Origin of the sequence: Klebsiella sp. YJ (genome assembly GCF_002108615.1) — a bacterium.
GTDB classification, from domain to species: Bacteria; Pseudomonadota; Gammaproteobacteria; order Enterobacterales; family Enterobacteriaceae; genus Klebsiella; species Klebsiella planticola.
In genome coordinates this window covers 62363-77516 of the sequence record NZ_MTEG01000023.1, presented here as the reverse complement: position 1 = coordinate 77516, position 15154 = coordinate 62363, and the positions used below count along the sequence as shown (strand labels likewise).

Below are 15154 nucleotides of genomic sequence, written 5' to 3'. Positions count from 1 at the left end.
TTTAGTTATGTTGCAGTGGATGATAAAGGAGTCGACGATGGAACAAACACAACGCTCCGGAAAAAAATCCGCCGGTAACGACAACGCGACGGCTGTCCCGCAGAATGCGGGTCAGTCCGGGCGTCGTGGGCGGGTATTCGATTACGGTGAGCTACGCGTGCTGCTCCTGGCGATGCTGTCTGAACAGCCGAGCCATGGGTACGAACTCATTCATGACATTAAAGAACGTTTTGGCGGGTTGTATAAGCCCAGCCCGGGGGTAATCTATCCGACCCTGACCTGGCTGTATGACCGCAACTATGCGGTTATCGATCTGGAAAAGGGCGGCCGCAAGCGCTACAGCATTACCGAAGAGGGCCGGGCATGGCTGACGGCTAATCAGGCGGTCATGGATATGCTCAAGTCGCGGGTCGCGCCGCAGGCTAACCGGGAATCGCCGGCGGTGCTGGTAGAAGCAATGGACCACCTGAAGCGGGCGCTGAGCCTGCGGCTGAAATATGAACCGCTGCCTGCCGGTATGGTCGTTAGCCTGGCGCAGGCGATTCATCTCGCCGCCGAACGCATTGAACATCTGCTGACCACGCCGGCTCCGGCAGAGGGCGTGCACACCAGTATCGCCTGCATCAGTACGCCCAATGCTTCGCGATTTATGCGCCGCCTGTGCAGCCATTTCCAACATCGCACGCCGGTTGTCAGCGATGAGCACAGCGGGCAGTTTCGACTGAGCATCGGTGAGGTCCGGCTGGATGTGCAGGATAACCTGTTGCAGGTTACGTTGAGCGCCACGGAAACCGACGATCTGGCTGAGATGGAAACCATCGTGGAGCGCCATCTGGCGGAAGCAGCGGTACGTGAAACGTTAGATATCCGCTGGCAGCGGACGTAAAAAAACCGGCAGAGGGCTGCCGGTTTATCGCTTTTGGCCCCGGTAATCTGACGTTTAGCGGGGCCGATTTCGTTAGTCGAGATGGAACATCCGTGCGGCGTTGCCGCCGAGAATATTGGCCTTATCTTCCGCTGAAATATCCAGACTCTGAATGGTGTCCACCCCCTGGAAGAACCAGTCCTTGCGAATCGGGTAGGAGCTACCGTAGAGAATATTTTTCCCGCCGATCACCTTCACCGCGGCCTCCAGCTGAGCTTTACCCCATTGCGGCGCGCCGGAAGTATCGAAGAAGATGTTGTTGCTTAACTGCGCGCGCAGATTGCCGGTGCCGGTCTGGAAACGGTCGACCGCATCGTTGAACTGATGCTGCGGCGGTACCAGCATATCGGCGAAGGCGTAAAACGCGCCGCCCAGCATGGAGTGGATAAAGCGCAGGTTCGGCAGCTCGTCAAACATGCCGCTGAACAACTCGCGTCCGACGGCGGTGGCCTGGTCGATGCAGCGCCCGAACTGGCGGCGCTGGTTGGTGTACGGCAGCACGGAGTTAAAATCCACCGGCAGCGGCGTATGGTGAACCACAACCGGAACTTCCAGCGAGTTCAGGTAGTTGAGGTAAGGGCGGAAGGCCGGATCGTCGAGATAGATCTGCCCGTAATGGGCGACAATCTGCGCGCCGCGGAAGCCGAGCTGATTCAGGCAGCGGTCGACTTCGCGCAGACACTCTTCGGTTCCCCACGGCGGAACGACCGCCAGCGCCGACATTTTTCCGCCGCTGCGCTTAACGTATTCGGCCATGCGGTCGTTGACCTTTTTGCAGGTCTCCAGATCCAGCCATTCCTGCCATACCGGAAGACGGAAAATGGCGTGGTCGACGCCGGCTTTTTCCATGTCTGCCAGCTGGCTTTCCAGCGTGTACTGACCTTCGGCGTAGTTGAGGTTCACATAGCCTTTCGGCTGTTCGATGATCAGCTGGCGCAGCGGTTTGCCTTCAATCTGCTCCACCCGGGTGTGGACCCCGTACTGTTTCGGCACGCAATCCAGAAATGCATTCAACAGTTTGGCGTCAGAGAACAGGTCGCCTGGCAGCCAGTGCATGTTGGCATCGATAATTTTACTCATGCGTTCTTTCCTTTTGTTTTTGGTGTCATGTTGGTTTGTGTGGGGCTATTTCTGTTCGGTGGCAAAAACGGACTTATATTTACCGGGCGCTACGCTCTCCTTATTTCCGGGAATCCGCATCCCGGCTTTGGCGTGGTATTCGCTGAAGATAGCCAGCGCCTCTTCGTGGGGGAAAATGGCCTCGATATCGTCGAACGGTTTCCCGCCGCTGCGCTCTTCGACAATCCGGCGCACCACCTCAGGGCCTTCGCCGCGTGAAGCCATCACCAGCCAGTTCACCTTCTCGCGTCGTTCTTCCTCGTAGGCCCGCAGCGCCGCGACCGGATCGGCCACTGTGCTGAGCTTCTCAGCCAGCACGCGGGCGTCGACAAAGGCCTGACAAACGCTGTTGCCGCCGCGCGGATACATGGCGTGCGCGGCGTCGCCCAACAGGGTGATACGGCCAAAAGACCACCGTTCGAGCGGATCGTGATCGATCAACGGGAAGAGATAGCATTCGCGGGCGCGGCGGATCATGTCGCTGACATCCAGGAAACCGAGCTGGCAATCATCGAAAACATGCTCAATCTCTTTGACGCCGGTTTCCTGATTCCAGTCCTCTTCGCTTTGCGGTTTTTCGGCCTGCTCAATCACCCAGTTGACCAGCTGATTTCCCTGGTCATCGACGTTGTCCTGGATGGGGTAGACGATCAGGGTGCCCTGACGAATCGGATCGCCGATGTGCAAAATCGAGCCGCCGGTTTTGATCGGCGGCATTACGGTGACGCCGCGATACAGCGTCAGGCCGGAAAAGTGACTACGCTGAGAGGCCGGGAGCAGCTGACTGCGCACCACGGAGCGAATGCCGTCAACGCCAACCATCACGTCGGCCCGTACCTGCTGCGGGGCCGCCGGGTTCAGGCTGTTATCAAACGTGACGGTTACCCCATGATCGTCCTGGCTGAAGCTCAGGCAGCGACAGCCGAGGGTGATGGCATCGGGACCCAAACGCTCCTGAACGGCACGGTAGAGCATCATTTGCAGATGACCGCGATGTACGAAGCGCTGGTCATGTTCATAGCCCATGTGACGGCCGCACTGTTCGGCGAAAATCTGCTGGCCGTAGCCGGTATAAAAAATAGATTCCTGCGCTTCGACGGAGATCTCGCAGAAGGCGTCGTACAGACCGAGTTCGGTCAGCTCTTTCACCGCGTAAGGTTTGATATCTACCCCGACGCCAAGAGGCTTAATTTCCTGAACGGCTTCGAATAAACGTGGTTTAAATCCCTGCTGGTGCAGTCGCAGGGCCGCAGCCAGCCCTGCCGGACCGGCACCAATAATGACGATATCCAACATAATGACTTCCTCAGATTGTTTTATCGGCAGGCCCGATGGCCTGTCATGCTTAGTTCACGGACGATTTGTTGATGCTGCGCCGTCCGGGGCGCGCTGTTCAACCGCCGGTTTATGGTTCGGATCCCGTAGCCAGACTGGAATGCCGACCAGACAGACCGCCAGCCCCGCCAGCACCAGCAGAGAGAGCGAGTGGCCGGTGTGGTTTTGCAATGCATGGAAAAACAGCGGCGGTCCAAGAAAGACGCCAATCAGCGTCAGTTGGGTGATCAGCCCGCTGGTGGCGCCGATGCTGTCACGAGAGGGAGCGACGATCGGAGCCAGCGCCCACATTCCCACCAGCAATCCGCTGCCGAAGGTGAAGATCCACGACGCAACAAGTGACGGCCACAGCCCTATTTGCAGGCTAAAAATAACCAGCGCGGGAATCCCGGTGAGGACGATGCCTGAGGCCCCGATCCATGTCGCCCTGACGCCGCGGTTGAGCAGGGCGCCCACCATCAGACAGCCAATGCCGTTACAGACCATCGCCACCACGTTCCAGCGCGAAACCACCAGCGCATCCACGCCGTAGCTTTTTGCCAGCCACGGGGCGAGGGTGGTGATGACGCCGGTTTGCAGAAAGGCATCGGCGCCGAAGGAGATACCCAGCAGCCACGGTAGCGGGCTTTTCAGCACGTCACGCAGGCCACGGGTGCGGGAGAACATGACTTTTTCCTCCGCGCTCCGCCGCGGCAGGCACAGCTGCGCCAGTACCACCAGCAGCAGAGTCAATACGGAGTGGGCGAGGAATGCCGCCCGCCAGTCGGCAAAGTGGTCGGCGAGACCGGCCGAAAGGAACGGCAGCAAAAAACTGGCGGGAACAAAGGTCGACCACAGCGCCATCGCCATCGTGCGCTGCTTACCGGTGGTGATGCGAATAAGCAGGGTGACGGCGGCGACGGCCGTCAGAACATAGCCCACGCCGGTAATGGCGCGGCAGATGAGCAGTAGCTTAAAGGTTGGCGCGGCAATCACCAGCAGATCGCCAGAGACGATGATTATCGCGCCAATCAGCAGCACCACCCGATCGCCGATGCGGTCGACGGTATATCCGGCCAGCAGCGCGCCGAGGGCAACCATCAACGAAGGGAGTGACATCACCAGTCCCACCTGGCCGTGGCCGGTGATATGAAAATCTCTGGCAATGGCCCCCAGTTCGGTAACCGCTTCACTGACGGTCATCGCCGCCATGACGCCAAGGGCGTAGGTCACCAGAATTCTGAGGTAAGCATTTTGTAAAAATGTAGCCACAATCGTACTCCTGAATGCTGTTAAATTTGCTCGCGGACCGTAGCCGGTACCGGGAGCGATGAGGTACAGCGCGTAACGATGTGCAATATCAGGCGTCATTCGCCATGGCCAGGAAGCGTTCCAGGTCCGGCGGATCGACCCGCAGCGCGGGCGGCTGCGGCGTCACGCCGACGAAGGGGGTGGCTTCGGTAAACCACTTATTTTGTGCCGGCAGCCCCCACTGATCGGCCCGTTTCGGATCGGCAAGATCCCAACCGACGGCAGGTTCGGGATCGATATGCTGGTAATGGGTGTTGAACAATTCGATGCGATGACCGTCCGGATCGCGGAAATAGATAAACAGCGCGCCGCTGATGCCGTGGCGTCCGGGGCCTCGTTCCAGCTGTGGCGCATAGCCCAGGGCTCCGGCGACATCGCAGGCGCGAATCATGTCGTTAGTATCCGGGATGGTATAGGCGAAGTGGTGCAGACGCGGACCGACGCCGTTTGTAAAAACGATATCGTGAGGATTGCCTTTGCGCTGCATCCACACGCCCCACAGCTGCTCTTCTCCGTCCAGTTCAGACCAGGTGTATTCACTGGTGCGAAATCCCAGCCGCTGATAGAAGTCAAAAGCGGTGCGCACGTTACTGGCCTGCAGCTGGTAATGATCGAGACGCTGAGCGCAGGCGCCGCGATAGCGATGGTACTGTTTAAACATTCTTTCGCGCGGTTCCATGGTCGCGCAGAACTCCAGCGGCACGCCGATGCTGTCGCTGACGTGCAGCGTCAGACCCTGCCAGGGGACCTCCACCAGTTCGGCGTTCGCTCCCTGGGCGGCGAAATAATCCCGTGCCCGTTTGACGTCGTCTTCACTGTGGACCCGCATACCGATGCGTGCGCAGCCAGGCTGTGCGCTTTTACGTAGCACCAGACTGTGGTGACCGCGCTCTTCCAGACCTCGCAGCCAGACGGTGGAGGCATCTTCGTCGCTGACGATCAGACCCACCAGTTCGCGATAGAAATGTTTGCTTGCCTCGAGGTCCCGTACGTTCAGGACGACATGGCTGGCCCGGGTCACGTTAAAAGGAGGCTGGCCGACTATCTCATTGATTTGTTGCATTGTAGGGTTCTCTCTTTCAGTCATCGCTACAGGTATCGGATACGTGGCGGCTCTGCGGCCGCCTGTTCTGATCATGACAAAGCTCAATTGAGATATATCTTTTATCACGATATATCGTGTTATGGAGTGATAGTAGATGAGCGGAAAAAATTCGCTATGCCGCGATGATGAAAATGTGATCTGTTGCGCGAATGTTAACCATTGTCATTTTCGTGTTAAAAATAACGACAGGCGACGCCGTCTGATAATTTTTTGTTTTATAGGGGATTTTCCTAATCCACCGCCGAAAGGCGCCTCACCATCTATACTCTGGGTTCGACATACCAACAGGAGCGATTACATGGCAATCCATAAGAAAGGTCAGGCGCACTGGGAAGGCGATCTCAAAAGCGGTAAGGGGACGGTTTCGACGGAGAGCGGGGCGCTGAGCCAGCAGCCCTACGGTTTCAATACCCGTTTTGAAGGGGTGAAGGGCACCAACCCGGAAGAGCTGATCGGCGCCGCCCACGCCGCCTGCTTTTCCATGGCGCTGTCGCTGATGCTCAGCGAAGAGGGCTACACGGCAACGTCGATTGATACGGTGGCCGTTGTCACTCTGGACAAATCCGGCGGCGGGTTTGCGATCACCAAAGTGGCATTGCAGAGTCAGATTGTGCTTCCGGGCATCGATACCGATGTCTTTGACGGCATCATTCAGAAAGCCAAAGCCGGCTGCCCGGTTTCGCAGGTGTTAAAAGCCGATATTAGCCTCGATTATCAGCTTAATCCTTGATCGTCCGGTGCCCGTTAACGACGGGCACTCCCATCCGCCGTTTATAGCGATAAAGTCACCTCTGGCACATGAGTCCGGCGCCGAATAATGGTATGTTTTGCTGTCACGGACAGAATCAGGCACAGCAATGACCCGCATACGTGGAATGATAGAAGCTCAGGTACTGGGCTTAACCGGCATGGCGCTGAAAGAGATCGACTTTGAACATCCGAAAGGGGAGCCGGGACTGTTTGGCCCGCAGTCAGCCATCTGGCAGGTGCATGGCGATTTCACCTCGATGCTCTGCGGCGGCGTGAGCGCGCTGCTCTTGCAGATGCTGCATCCGCTGGCACTGGCTGGCGTCTGGGACCACTCCAACTTCCGTGAAGATATCTTTGGCCGCCTGCGGCGCACCAGCCAGTTTATTTCCGCCACCACCTTTGGCACCACCGTCGACGCCGAGCGCCTGATTGCCAAAGTGCAGGGGATTCACTTACGGGTCAGCGGGCAGGATAAGGACGGCACGCCTTATGCGGCCAGCGATCCGGAGCTGCTCACCTGGGTTCACGTGGCCGAATGCAGCAGCTTTATGGCTTCACATCTGCGCTATAAGCGCACGGTAGTGACTCAGGCCCGTCAGGAACAATATTTCCACGAGGCGGGGGAGATCGCCCGTCGTCTGGGGGCGCGGGATATCCCCGTAACCCCGCAGCAGATTGCGGAGTATTTACACGATATGCGCCCGCGTCTGCGCTGCGATGACCGCACGCGGGAGGTGGCGACCGTGCTGCTGACGACCCGTTTACCGGGTCGGTTGAGCCGGCCCGTCGGGCATCTGATGATGCGCGCCGGGATTGATCTGCTGCCGCCCTGGGCGCAAGCGATGCTGTCTCTGTCGCTGAGCCCTCTACAACGGCATACCGCCCGTCTGGCGGTCCACGGCGTGGCGAGAGTGCTGCGCGCTTCGGTGCGCAACGGCGCCTATCATTGCGCGATGCGGCGGATGGCGGCCAATTAACCCACGGCGACGCTGGTCGGAAACCGTCCCGGCCATTATTCAGCGCGAAAATACCCACTCCGCTTATATTTCCAGCCTGCTTATCGACGCCATATCGATTAATTTTTTCTATTTCTTGACATTCCCTCATTATTTATAGGTTATATGCAGCAACGGCGCAGCGTTAAATCCGCCGCGCGTTTTCATTTTCGCAAATAGGGTGGGACTCCATGCAGATTAATGAACCTCAGGCTATAACCTTACCGCTGCCGCGCACGGCGATTTTTATCGTCGCCACGGTTGCGCGCTCGGCGGAAAGTCTCGCGCGGGTTCGCGACTGGTGCGATGATTTTGCCGCCGTGGTACGCTCGGTCGGTACCCGCATGCCCCAGGCCGGGTTGTCCTGTATCTGCGGTTTCGGCGCCGATATCTGGCCTCAGCTGTTTGGTCAGCCGGTGCCGAAGCAGCTGCATCCGTTTCGCAGCGTCGGCAGCGGCGAACGCGTGGCCGTCTCAACGCCGGGCGATCTGCTACTGCACATCCGTTCAGACGATATGGGGCTAAGCTTCGAGCTGGCCGCGCAGCTGATGGAAAAACTGGGCAGCGCGGTGACGGTAGTGGATGAAGTCCACGGCTTTCGCTATTTCGACCGACGCGCGATGATTGGCTTCGTCGACGGCAGCGAGAACCCGCAGGGGCGGGCGGCGGCGGATTTCACCCTCATCGGCGATGAAGATGCCGATTTTTCTGGCGGCAGCTATGTGATTGTTCAGAAGTATTTGCATGATATGGCCGGCTGGAACGCCCTGACCGTCGAGCAGCAGGAGCGCATTATCGGCCGCAAAAAAATGAGCAACATTGAACTGGACGCCGACGTTAAACCCTCCTGTTCGCACAGCTCGTTAACCACGCTTGAGGAGAACGGCGAGGAGGTGAAAATCCTGCGTGACAATATGCCGTTCGGTAAGCCCGGGATGGGGGAGTTTGGTACCTATTTTATCGGCTACGCCCGTTCGCCAGCGCCGATTGAACAGATGCTGGAAAACATGTTTGTCGGCCGCCCGGCTGGCAATTACGACCGTCTGCTCGACTACAGCCGCCCGGTGACCGGTAGCCTGTTCTTTGTCCCGTCGGCCACGCTGATGGCGTCGTTATCCTCCCGCAGCGGCAATCAGTCACGGCAGTAACAGAATAACCCTGCTGAAATTCGGGGAAAGCAATTTCCCCGCACTTTATTTCATCTTATTTCATCGCCGCGCCCGGCTGGCATATTGCCTGATAAATAAAAAGGGAACATAATTCCGCGGCCATTATTTCATCGCTAATTAATGGTCAATAGCAACCGCATTGTCGCGCGTATGTCCAATAAAATAATCCACTCGGTTAATAGATATTCTCTATATCCTGAATAGTTCGAGTTGCAGGAAAGCGGCAAGTGAGAGCAGCCCAGGTAAGTGACTGGGATGATCGAATGCAGCCACCGCACAAGCAGTTTGAAATATGACGGGTATATAACCAGAATGGGCGTTCAGGAAGTAATACCATGATCATCCGGCCAGAACAACACTGGTTCCTTCGTCTGTTTGACTGGCACGGCTCCGTGCTGTCAAAAATCATTTTTCGACTGCTGCTTAACGTCCTGATGTCGATTGTCGCCATCATCAGCTATCAATGGTATGAGCAGCTGGGTATCCATCTCACCGTGGCGCCCTTTAGTTTACTGGGGATAGCCATCGCGATTTTCCTCGGTTTTCGCAACAGCGCCAGCTACAACCGCTTTGTCGAAGCCCGTAATCTCTGGGGGACGGTACTGATTGCCGAGCGCACCTTGATGCGTCAGCTGAAAAATATTCTTCCGACGGAGCACCAAACGCATCAAAAAATCGCCAGCTACCTGATTGCTTTTAGCTGGAGCCTGAAACATCAGTTACGTAAAACCCATCCCGGGGATGACCTTAACCGGCTGCTGCCCCCCGATACCGTCGCGGAGATCCTCGGCAGCTCGATGCCGACCAACCGTATCCTGCTGTTGGTCGGCCATGAACTGGGCCAGCTGCGCGAAGCGGGGAAGGTGAGCGATATTACCTATGGGCTGATGGACAATAAGCTCGACGAGCTGGCCCACGTGTTGGGCGGATGTGAACGCCTGGCCAGCACGCCGGTACCGTTTGCATACACCTTGATTCTGCAGCGCACGGTCTATCTGTTCTGCACCTTGCTGCCTTTTGCGCTGGTCGGCGATCTGCACTACATGACGCCGTTTGTGTCGGTCTTTATCTCGTACACGTTTCTCTCGTGGGATTCTTTGGCGGAAGAGCTGGAAGATCCGTTTGGTACCGCGGCGAACGATTTGCCCCTCAACGCCATGTGCAACACCATCGAACGCAACCTGCTGGATATGACCGGACAGCACCCGCTGCCGGAAACGCTGCAGCCTGACCGCTACTACAATCTGACCTGATGATTCTCTCTGCGTAACTGTTAAATAAGTTAAATCTAACGCGTGATAGATAACATTGATTATACAGTTCCGATCCTGATTGTTATGCTTTCGTTAACAAAAAACGTCCGCCGCGGCTTTCTCCGGCGGACGAACTTTTTCACGTTGCGGATCGCCCGGATAAGGTGATTTGGCATGTCGTTCTCGCTTATCGACGGCGCATTCTGGAGTAGATATGAATATGAAAAGACGCTCAGTACCTGGCGTGCATCCTTATGATGGCCCTGCCGGCGGCTGGGGCGCATTGAAAGCAACGGCCATCGCCGTGCGGACACAAATGGATGCCCTGGAAGCGCCCGTCACTCTGCTGCGCACCAATCAGCCTGACGGCTTTGATTGCCCCGGCTGCGCCTGGCCGGATAAAGAGCACAAATCCACCTTCCAGTTTTGCGAAAATGGCGCCAAAGCGGTGACCTGGGAAGCAACCAGCAAACGCGTTACGCCGAAATTTCTGGCGGCGAACACGGTCACCTCGCTGCTGGCCAAAAGCGACTTTGAGCTCGAAGGCTACGGTCGGTTAACCCATCCGCTGGTCTACGATCGCGCCAGCGACACGCTGCGCCCGACCAGCTGGGAAAGCGCTTTTGCGCGTATCGGCGAAGTGGTCAGCGGCATGCAGCCGGACGAGGTCGAGTTCTATACTTCCGGGCGCGCCTCCAACGAAGCGGCGTGGCTGTTCCAGCTGTTTGCCCGTGAACTGGGCACCAACAATTTCCCGGACTGTTCCAATATGTGCCATGAATCGACCAGCGTCGGGCTGCCGCAGTCGATCGGCATCGGGAAGGGAACGGTGTCGCTGGATGATTTTGACAAAACCGAGCTGGTGATTTCCATCGGCCATAATCCGGGAACCAACCACCCGCGTATGATGGGGACGCTGCACGAACTGGCTCGTCGTGGCGTACCGATTATCGTGTTTAACCCTTTGAAAGAGCGGGCGCTGGAGCGTTTTGCCGACCCGCAGAATGTTATCGAGATGGCGACCTTGCGCTCGACGAATATCGCCTCCACCTATTTTCAGGTGAAGGCCGGCGGCGATGCGGCGGCGCTGAAAGGCATTGCCAAAGCGCTGCTTCAGATGGAAGAAGAGCAGGGTGACGTTCTCGATCGCCCATTTATTAACGAGCATACGCAGAACTTCCCGGCGTTTGCCGACGATTTGCAGAAGACCTCCTGGCAAGATATCGAACGCGAATCTGGTCTTACCCGCGCTGACCTGCAGCGGGTTGCCGAGGCTTACGCCAAATCGAATGCCACGATCGTGACCTATGGTATGGGGATCACCCAGCATAATAAGGGGACGTCAAATGTGCGGCTGATCGCCGACCTGCTGCTGATGCGCGGGAATATCGGCAAACCCGGCGCCGGGATCTGTCCGCTGCGCGGTCACTCCAACGTCCAGGGCAACCGCACCGTCGGGATTACCGAGAAGCCGGGCGCTGCCTTCCTGGCGAAGCTGCAGGAGGTGTTTGGTTTCGCGCCGCCGCAGAAACATGGCCATGATGCGGTAAAAGCGCTGCAGGCGATGATCGAGGGCAAATCGAAGGCTCTGCTGTGTCTTGGTGGTAACTTTGCGGTCGCGATGCCCGACCCTGAGCGCGCGTTCCCGGCGATGCGCGGGCTGGATCTCAGCGTGCACGTCGGGACGAAACTCAACCGCTCGCATTTGCTGGTGGCAAAAGAGACGTTTATTCTGCCGTGTCTGGGCCGCACCGAGCTGGATCTGCAGGAGAGCGGGCGGCAGTCGATCACCGTGGAAGATTCCATGTCGATGGTGCACGCCTCGTCAGGGAAACTGAAGCCGGCCTCGCCGCTGCTGCGTTCAGAACCGGCGATTGTCGCCGGAATGGCGATGGCGACCCTGGCCAACACTAAAGTCGACTGGCTCTCACTGGTGGCGGATTACGACCGTATCCGCGATCTGATCGAACGCACCGTTCCCGGTTTTGATAACTACAACGCGCGTATTCGTCACCCGGGCGGTTTTCGCATGCCGTTGCCGCCGACGGAGCGCATCTGGCCAACGCCAACCGGTAAAGCCATGTTCTCGGTGTTCCACGGCGTACATGAGAACGTTCATGTTGCGGGCGAGGAGGTGCTGCGGCTGGTCACCCTGCGCAGCCACGATCAATACAACACCACCATCTATGCCATGGATGACCGCTACCGCGGTATTTTTGGCCGTCGCGACGTGCTGTTTATGAACGAGCAGGATATGGCCAGTCAGGGATTCGAGCACGGTGACCGGGTGGATATCACCACCGCGCTGCCGGACAGCAACCTGCGTCTGCAGGATATTACGCTGGTGGCCTACAACATCGCGCCAGGCACCGTTGGCGCCTATTATCCGGAAGCCAATGTCCTGGTTCCGCTGGACTACATTGACGAAGAGAGCGGCACGCCTTCTTATAAATCCGTGCCGATTCGCCTGACCCTGCGCTCGAAAGAGATTCTGCCGGTCTCCGGCCTGCGCTAATCTGCCCGCGCCCGCTGCCGGCCTCAGCGCCGGCAGCGAACTTTCGCTATTCTGGCGTCAGTACCAGCTTGATGCCAAGGCCGACGAAACCGGCGGCAAAAGCGACCCGCAGCCCCTGCAACACCCTGGGACGGGTCAGCACATAGCCGCGCATCGCGGCCGCGCAGGCGCCGTACAACATAAAGACCAGAAGCGTCATCAGCATAAAAATCCCGCTCAGCGTCAGCATCGCTTGCGCCGGGGAGGCGACATCGCTGCGGATAAACTGCGGCAGAAAGGCGAAAAAAAAGAGCGGCAGTTTCGGGTTGAGAAGGTTAATCAGCACGGCATGGGTGATGATTTTCAGCGGTGAACCGGCCTCATCACGGCGCTCTGGCGTTAGCGCGCCCCGTTGAGCAAATGTGGTCCATGCCATGTACAGCAGCCAGGCCACACCGAGATATTTGATCGCGCCGAAGAGTTCCGGGGTGCGGTGGAGCAGCGCCGCCAGGCCGGTGACGGCAGCAAGCAGATGCGGAATGATACCAAGGGTACAGCCGAAAGCGGCCGCGAAGCTCCTGCTTCTTCCGGCACTGAGGCCGGTGGCGATGGTGTAGAGCGTCCCGGTGCCGGGGGCGAGCACAACCAGCAAAGAGGTCAGTAGAAATTCAGGGCTGATGAACGACATGGCGGTGTTCCTGTGAGAGAAATCGGTCGCACTGAGTATTTCGCCACACCGCGGGCGCGTCTTGAATAAAATTGCAGGGGAGGTTAGCGGACGGAGTGATAGCTGCCCGGGGTGGTGCCGAACTGTTTTTGAAAGGCGCGCGTCAGATGGCTTTGATCGGCGAAGCCAGCCATCTGTGCGGCGTCGGCGGGGGCATGCCCGGCGCTTAACAGCCGACGCGCCAGCCGTACCCGGGACTGTACCAGATAGGCATGCGGAGTAATGCCGGTTTCGCGGGCAAAGCCGCGGATCAGCTGAAAACGACTCATGCCGCACAGCGCCGCGAGCATGTCGAGGGAGGTTTTTTCCTCCGGCGCATCGTCAAGATACTCTTTGGCCCGCGCGATGGTTGGGGAATAACGTACTGGCGCCGTCCGCACGAGACGATGGCAGCCGGTTGCCCGCAACAGACAGAGCAGCAGCACCTCTTCAAGCGCCGTCTCATCGCCCGTGCGGGCGGTGATTTCAGCGAACAGTCGCTGCATAAGCAGGCGCAGCGGCGGGTCATCGACCACCGGGCGCAGCAGAATATCCTCACTTTTGACCTCGCCCTGAAATTCATCGGCGACGAGCTGCGGATCGAGGTAGAGCATCTGCCAGCTGCGGGGACCGTTCAGCGGTACGCCATCGTGCATTTCTCCCGGGTTGACCATAATGATCTGCCCGGCCGAGGCGTCAACCTGGCCAAGATGGCTCCACGAGCGCTGGGCGCCGCGCGTGAAAATACCAAGGCCAAACTGCTCGTGGGCATGGCGTGAGAAGTGCTGTTCGGTCAGCAACGACATGGCCTCGAGGCCGGGGAGAGGCAAGTGATGCTGCTGGACGTGATGGATGCGGGGCGCCATGTGCTCCTCCCGAAGGGGTTCTGTGCGAGTGTAGTCCGGCGATCGTCATTTCCGCAAGCGCCGCACCGGCTTGTATTTGTCCGATGCTGAACGTAACATTTAACTAACATATTTTTTGACCGGGCGAGGGGTGTCTGCATCGCGCCGGCGTTCGCCTATAGCGAATGGCAACACACTGGATTAACCATGGATATTAAACAGCTCAAATACCTGATCGCACTCGATCAAACGCGTCATTTTGGCCAGGCCGCGGCGCTGTGCCATATCACTCAGCCGACGCTTTCGATGCGCATCCGCAATCTGGAAGAGGAGCTCAATCTTGTTCTGATTCAGCGCGGGCAGCGGTTTGAGGGGTTTACCGCCGAAGGCGAACGCATTCTGGCCTGGGCTCGGGCGCTGCTGGCGGCTCATGACGGGCTGGAGGCGGAAGCGGCGATTTGTCGCGGCCAGATGGTGGGGCAACTGCGGGTAGGGATGGTGCCGCTGGCAAGCCTTAACCCGATGCAGCTGATTAAACCGCTGGCCGGGAAGTACCCGGAGCTGCAGTTTAGCCTGCTTTCTCTCACCTCGGAGCAGATTATCGATGGCGTCAGCCGTAATCAGCTCGATCTGGGCATCTGCTACCTTCACCACGTCGATAGCCAGCTTTTCAACGTTAAGCGGCTGCCGGCAACGCGAATGGGGTTGCTGCATGATAAACGCCATTTTCAGTTTGCCGAAGGTACGCCGGACTGGGAAACGCTGGCCGCATTACCGCTTGGTTTTCTCACCAAAGGAATGCATTACCGTGAATCCATTGAGATGAGTTTTAAGAGCAAAGGGTTAACGCCGAAATATGTTTTTGAGAGCGATTCGACCTTCCAGATTATCCAGGCGGTGCAGGCAGGAATTTGCTGCGCCATTATGCCGCTTAACAATGGTCTGGAGGCGTTAAGCGACAATCTGGAGATTATTCCCATCGCCGAAACCGAAGTGGAGTCAATGCTGGCGCTGATCATGCGCAACCAGCAGCCGGTCTCGTCGCTGGCGGAAAAATGTTTTGCCGATGCGCAGGTGATTTTTAATTAACCGGGTCGGGGGATGGGAAGGCGTTACTGGGTCTCAATAGCGTATTCTTTTTGCAGAAAACGGCTTACTGCGCTGAGCG

General features: G+C 57.9%; 13 protein-coding genes. 7 read left to right on the top strand and 6 right to left on the bottom strand.

Going from position 1 to position 15154, the window contains the following annotated elements; genetic code table 11:
- Nucleotides 1-37: 37 nt before the first annotated feature.
- A complete protein-coding gene (locus BV390_RS21920; RefSeq protein ID WP_032687780.1) occupies nucleotides 38-886 on the top strand; it encodes a DUF2218 domain-containing protein in 849 nt (282 codons plus the stop codon).
- A 72-nt stretch (nucleotides 887-958) separates the two neighbouring features.
- Here BV390_RS21920 and BV390_RS21915 read toward each other — a convergent pair whose 3' ends face one another.
- The 4 genes from BV390_RS21915 to hpaD all read right to left on the bottom strand — a co-directional run bounded on the left by BV390_RS21915 (nucleotide 959) and on the right by hpaD (nucleotide 5732).
- Complete coding sequence (locus tag BV390_RS21915) at nucleotides 959-2005, bottom strand: amidohydrolase family protein (protein WP_032687778.1); 1047 nt, start codon at nucleotides 2003-2005, stop codon at nucleotides 959-961.
- A gap of 45 nt (nucleotides 2006-2050) precedes the next feature.
- A complete protein-coding gene (locus BV390_RS21910; RefSeq protein WP_085397335.1) occupies nucleotides 2051-3340 on the bottom strand; it encodes an FAD-dependent monooxygenase in 1290 nt (429 codons plus the stop codon).
- Between the two features lie 54 nt (nucleotides 3341-3394).
- A complete protein-coding gene (locus tag BV390_RS21905) occupies nucleotides 3395-4630 on the bottom strand; it encodes an MFS transporter (RefSeq protein WP_049264376.1) in 1236 nt (411 codons plus the stop codon).
- Between the two features lie 88 nt (nucleotides 4631-4718).
- Nucleotides 4719-5732, bottom strand: coding sequence for a 3,4-dihydroxyphenylacetate 2,3-dioxygenase (gene hpaD / locus BV390_RS21900; RefSeq protein ID WP_049264375.1), 1014 nt, complete (start codon nucleotides 5730-5732; stop codon nucleotides 4719-4721).
- Between the two features lie 340 nt (nucleotides 5733-6072).
- On the opposite strand from hpaD, the gene BV390_RS21895 reads away from it, so the two are divergent.
- From BV390_RS21895 to BV390_RS21875, 5 genes are all read left to right on the top strand, one after another.
- Nucleotides 6073-6504: an OsmC family protein gene (locus BV390_RS21895; RefSeq protein ID WP_049264374.1), complete on the top strand. Its 432-nt coding sequence runs from the start codon at nucleotides 6073-6075 to the stop codon at nucleotides 6502-6504.
- A 127-nt stretch (nucleotides 6505-6631) separates the two neighbouring features.
- Nucleotides 6632-7501, top strand: a complete 870-nt coding sequence (locus BV390_RS21890; protein WP_032696230.1) for an oxygenase MpaB family protein — start codon at nucleotides 6632-6634, stop codon at nucleotides 7499-7501.
- Nucleotides 7502-7710: 209 nt separating this feature from the next.
- Complete coding sequence (locus BV390_RS21885) at nucleotides 7711-8667, top strand: Dyp-type peroxidase (RefSeq protein WP_047664879.1); 957 nt, start codon at nucleotides 7711-7713, stop codon at nucleotides 8665-8667.
- Nucleotides 8668-9023: 356 nt separating this feature from the next.
- Nucleotides 9024-9941, top strand: coding sequence for a bestrophin family protein (locus BV390_RS21880; RefSeq protein ID WP_032699878.1), 918 nt, complete (start codon nucleotides 9024-9026; stop codon nucleotides 9939-9941).
- 214 nt (nucleotides 9942-10155) lie between these two features.
- Entirely contained in the window at nucleotides 10156-12456 is a 2301-nt protein-coding gene (locus BV390_RS21875; protein ID WP_085397334.1) for an FdhF/YdeP family oxidoreductase, read from the top strand.
- 46 nt (nucleotides 12457-12502) lie between these two features.
- Here BV390_RS21875 and BV390_RS21870 read toward each other — a convergent pair whose 3' ends face one another.
- Both BV390_RS21870 and BV390_RS21865 read right to left on the bottom strand, forming a co-directional pair.
- Nucleotides 12503-13123, bottom strand: a complete 621-nt coding sequence (locus tag BV390_RS21870) for a LysE family translocator (protein WP_080718635.1) — start codon at nucleotides 13121-13123, stop codon at nucleotides 12503-12505.
- 83 nt (nucleotides 13124-13206) lie between these two features.
- A complete protein-coding gene (locus BV390_RS21865; RefSeq protein ID WP_064793771.1) occupies nucleotides 13207-14007 on the bottom strand; it encodes a helix-turn-helix transcriptional regulator in 801 nt (266 codons plus the stop codon).
- A gap of 186 nt (nucleotides 14008-14193) precedes the next feature.
- Between BV390_RS21865 and BV390_RS21860 the strand changes: the two genes are divergently transcribed.
- Nucleotides 14194-15075, top strand: a complete 882-nt coding sequence (locus tag BV390_RS21860) for a LysR family transcriptional regulator (RefSeq protein ID WP_032687767.1) — start codon at nucleotides 14194-14196, stop codon at nucleotides 15073-15075.
- Nucleotides 15076-15154: the final 79 nt, after the last annotated feature.

Excerpts from the sequence above, each read along its gene's own strand:
- BV390_RS21920 (WP_032687780.1), top strand. The coding sequence starts at position 38 with ATGGAACAAACACAACGCTCCGGAAAAAAATCCGCCGGTAACGACAAC.
- BV390_RS21915 (WP_032687778.1), bottom strand. The coding sequence starts at position 2,005 with ATGAGTAAAATTATCGATGCCAACATGCACTGGCTGCCAGGCGACCTG.
- BV390_RS21910 (WP_085397335.1), bottom strand. The coding sequence starts at position 3,340 with ATGTTGGATATCGTCATTATTGGTGCCGGTCCGGCAGGGCTGGCTGCG.
- hpaD (WP_049264375.1), bottom strand. The coding sequence starts at position 5,732 with ATGCAACAAATCAATGAGATAGTCGGCCAGCCTCCTTTTAACGTGACC.
- BV390_RS21895 (WP_049264374.1), top strand. The coding sequence starts at position 6,073 with ATGGCAATCCATAAGAAAGGTCAGGCGCACTGGGAAGGCGATCTCAAA.
- BV390_RS21890 (WP_032696230.1), top strand. The coding sequence starts at position 6,632 with ATGACCCGCATACGTGGAATGATAGAAGCTCAGGTACTGGGCTTAACC.
- BV390_RS21885 (WP_047664879.1), top strand. The coding sequence starts at position 7,711 with ATGCAGATTAATGAACCTCAGGCTATAACCTTACCGCTGCCGCGCACG.
- BV390_RS21880 (WP_032699878.1), top strand. The coding sequence starts at position 9,024 with ATGATCATCCGGCCAGAACAACACTGGTTCCTTCGTCTGTTTGACTGG.
- BV390_RS21875 (WP_085397334.1), top strand. The coding sequence starts at position 10,156 with ATGAATATGAAAAGACGCTCAGTACCTGGCGTGCATCCTTATGATGGC.
- BV390_RS21870 (WP_080718635.1), bottom strand. The coding sequence starts at position 13,123 with ATGTCGTTCATCAGCCCTGAATTTCTACTGACCTCTTTGCTGGTTGTG.
- BV390_RS21865 (WP_064793771.1), bottom strand. The coding sequence starts at position 14,007 with ATGGCGCCCCGCATCCATCACGTCCAGCAGCATCACTTGCCTCTCCCC.
- BV390_RS21860 (WP_032687767.1), top strand. The coding sequence starts at position 14,194 with ATGGATATTAAACAGCTCAAATACCTGATCGCACTCGATCAAACGCGT.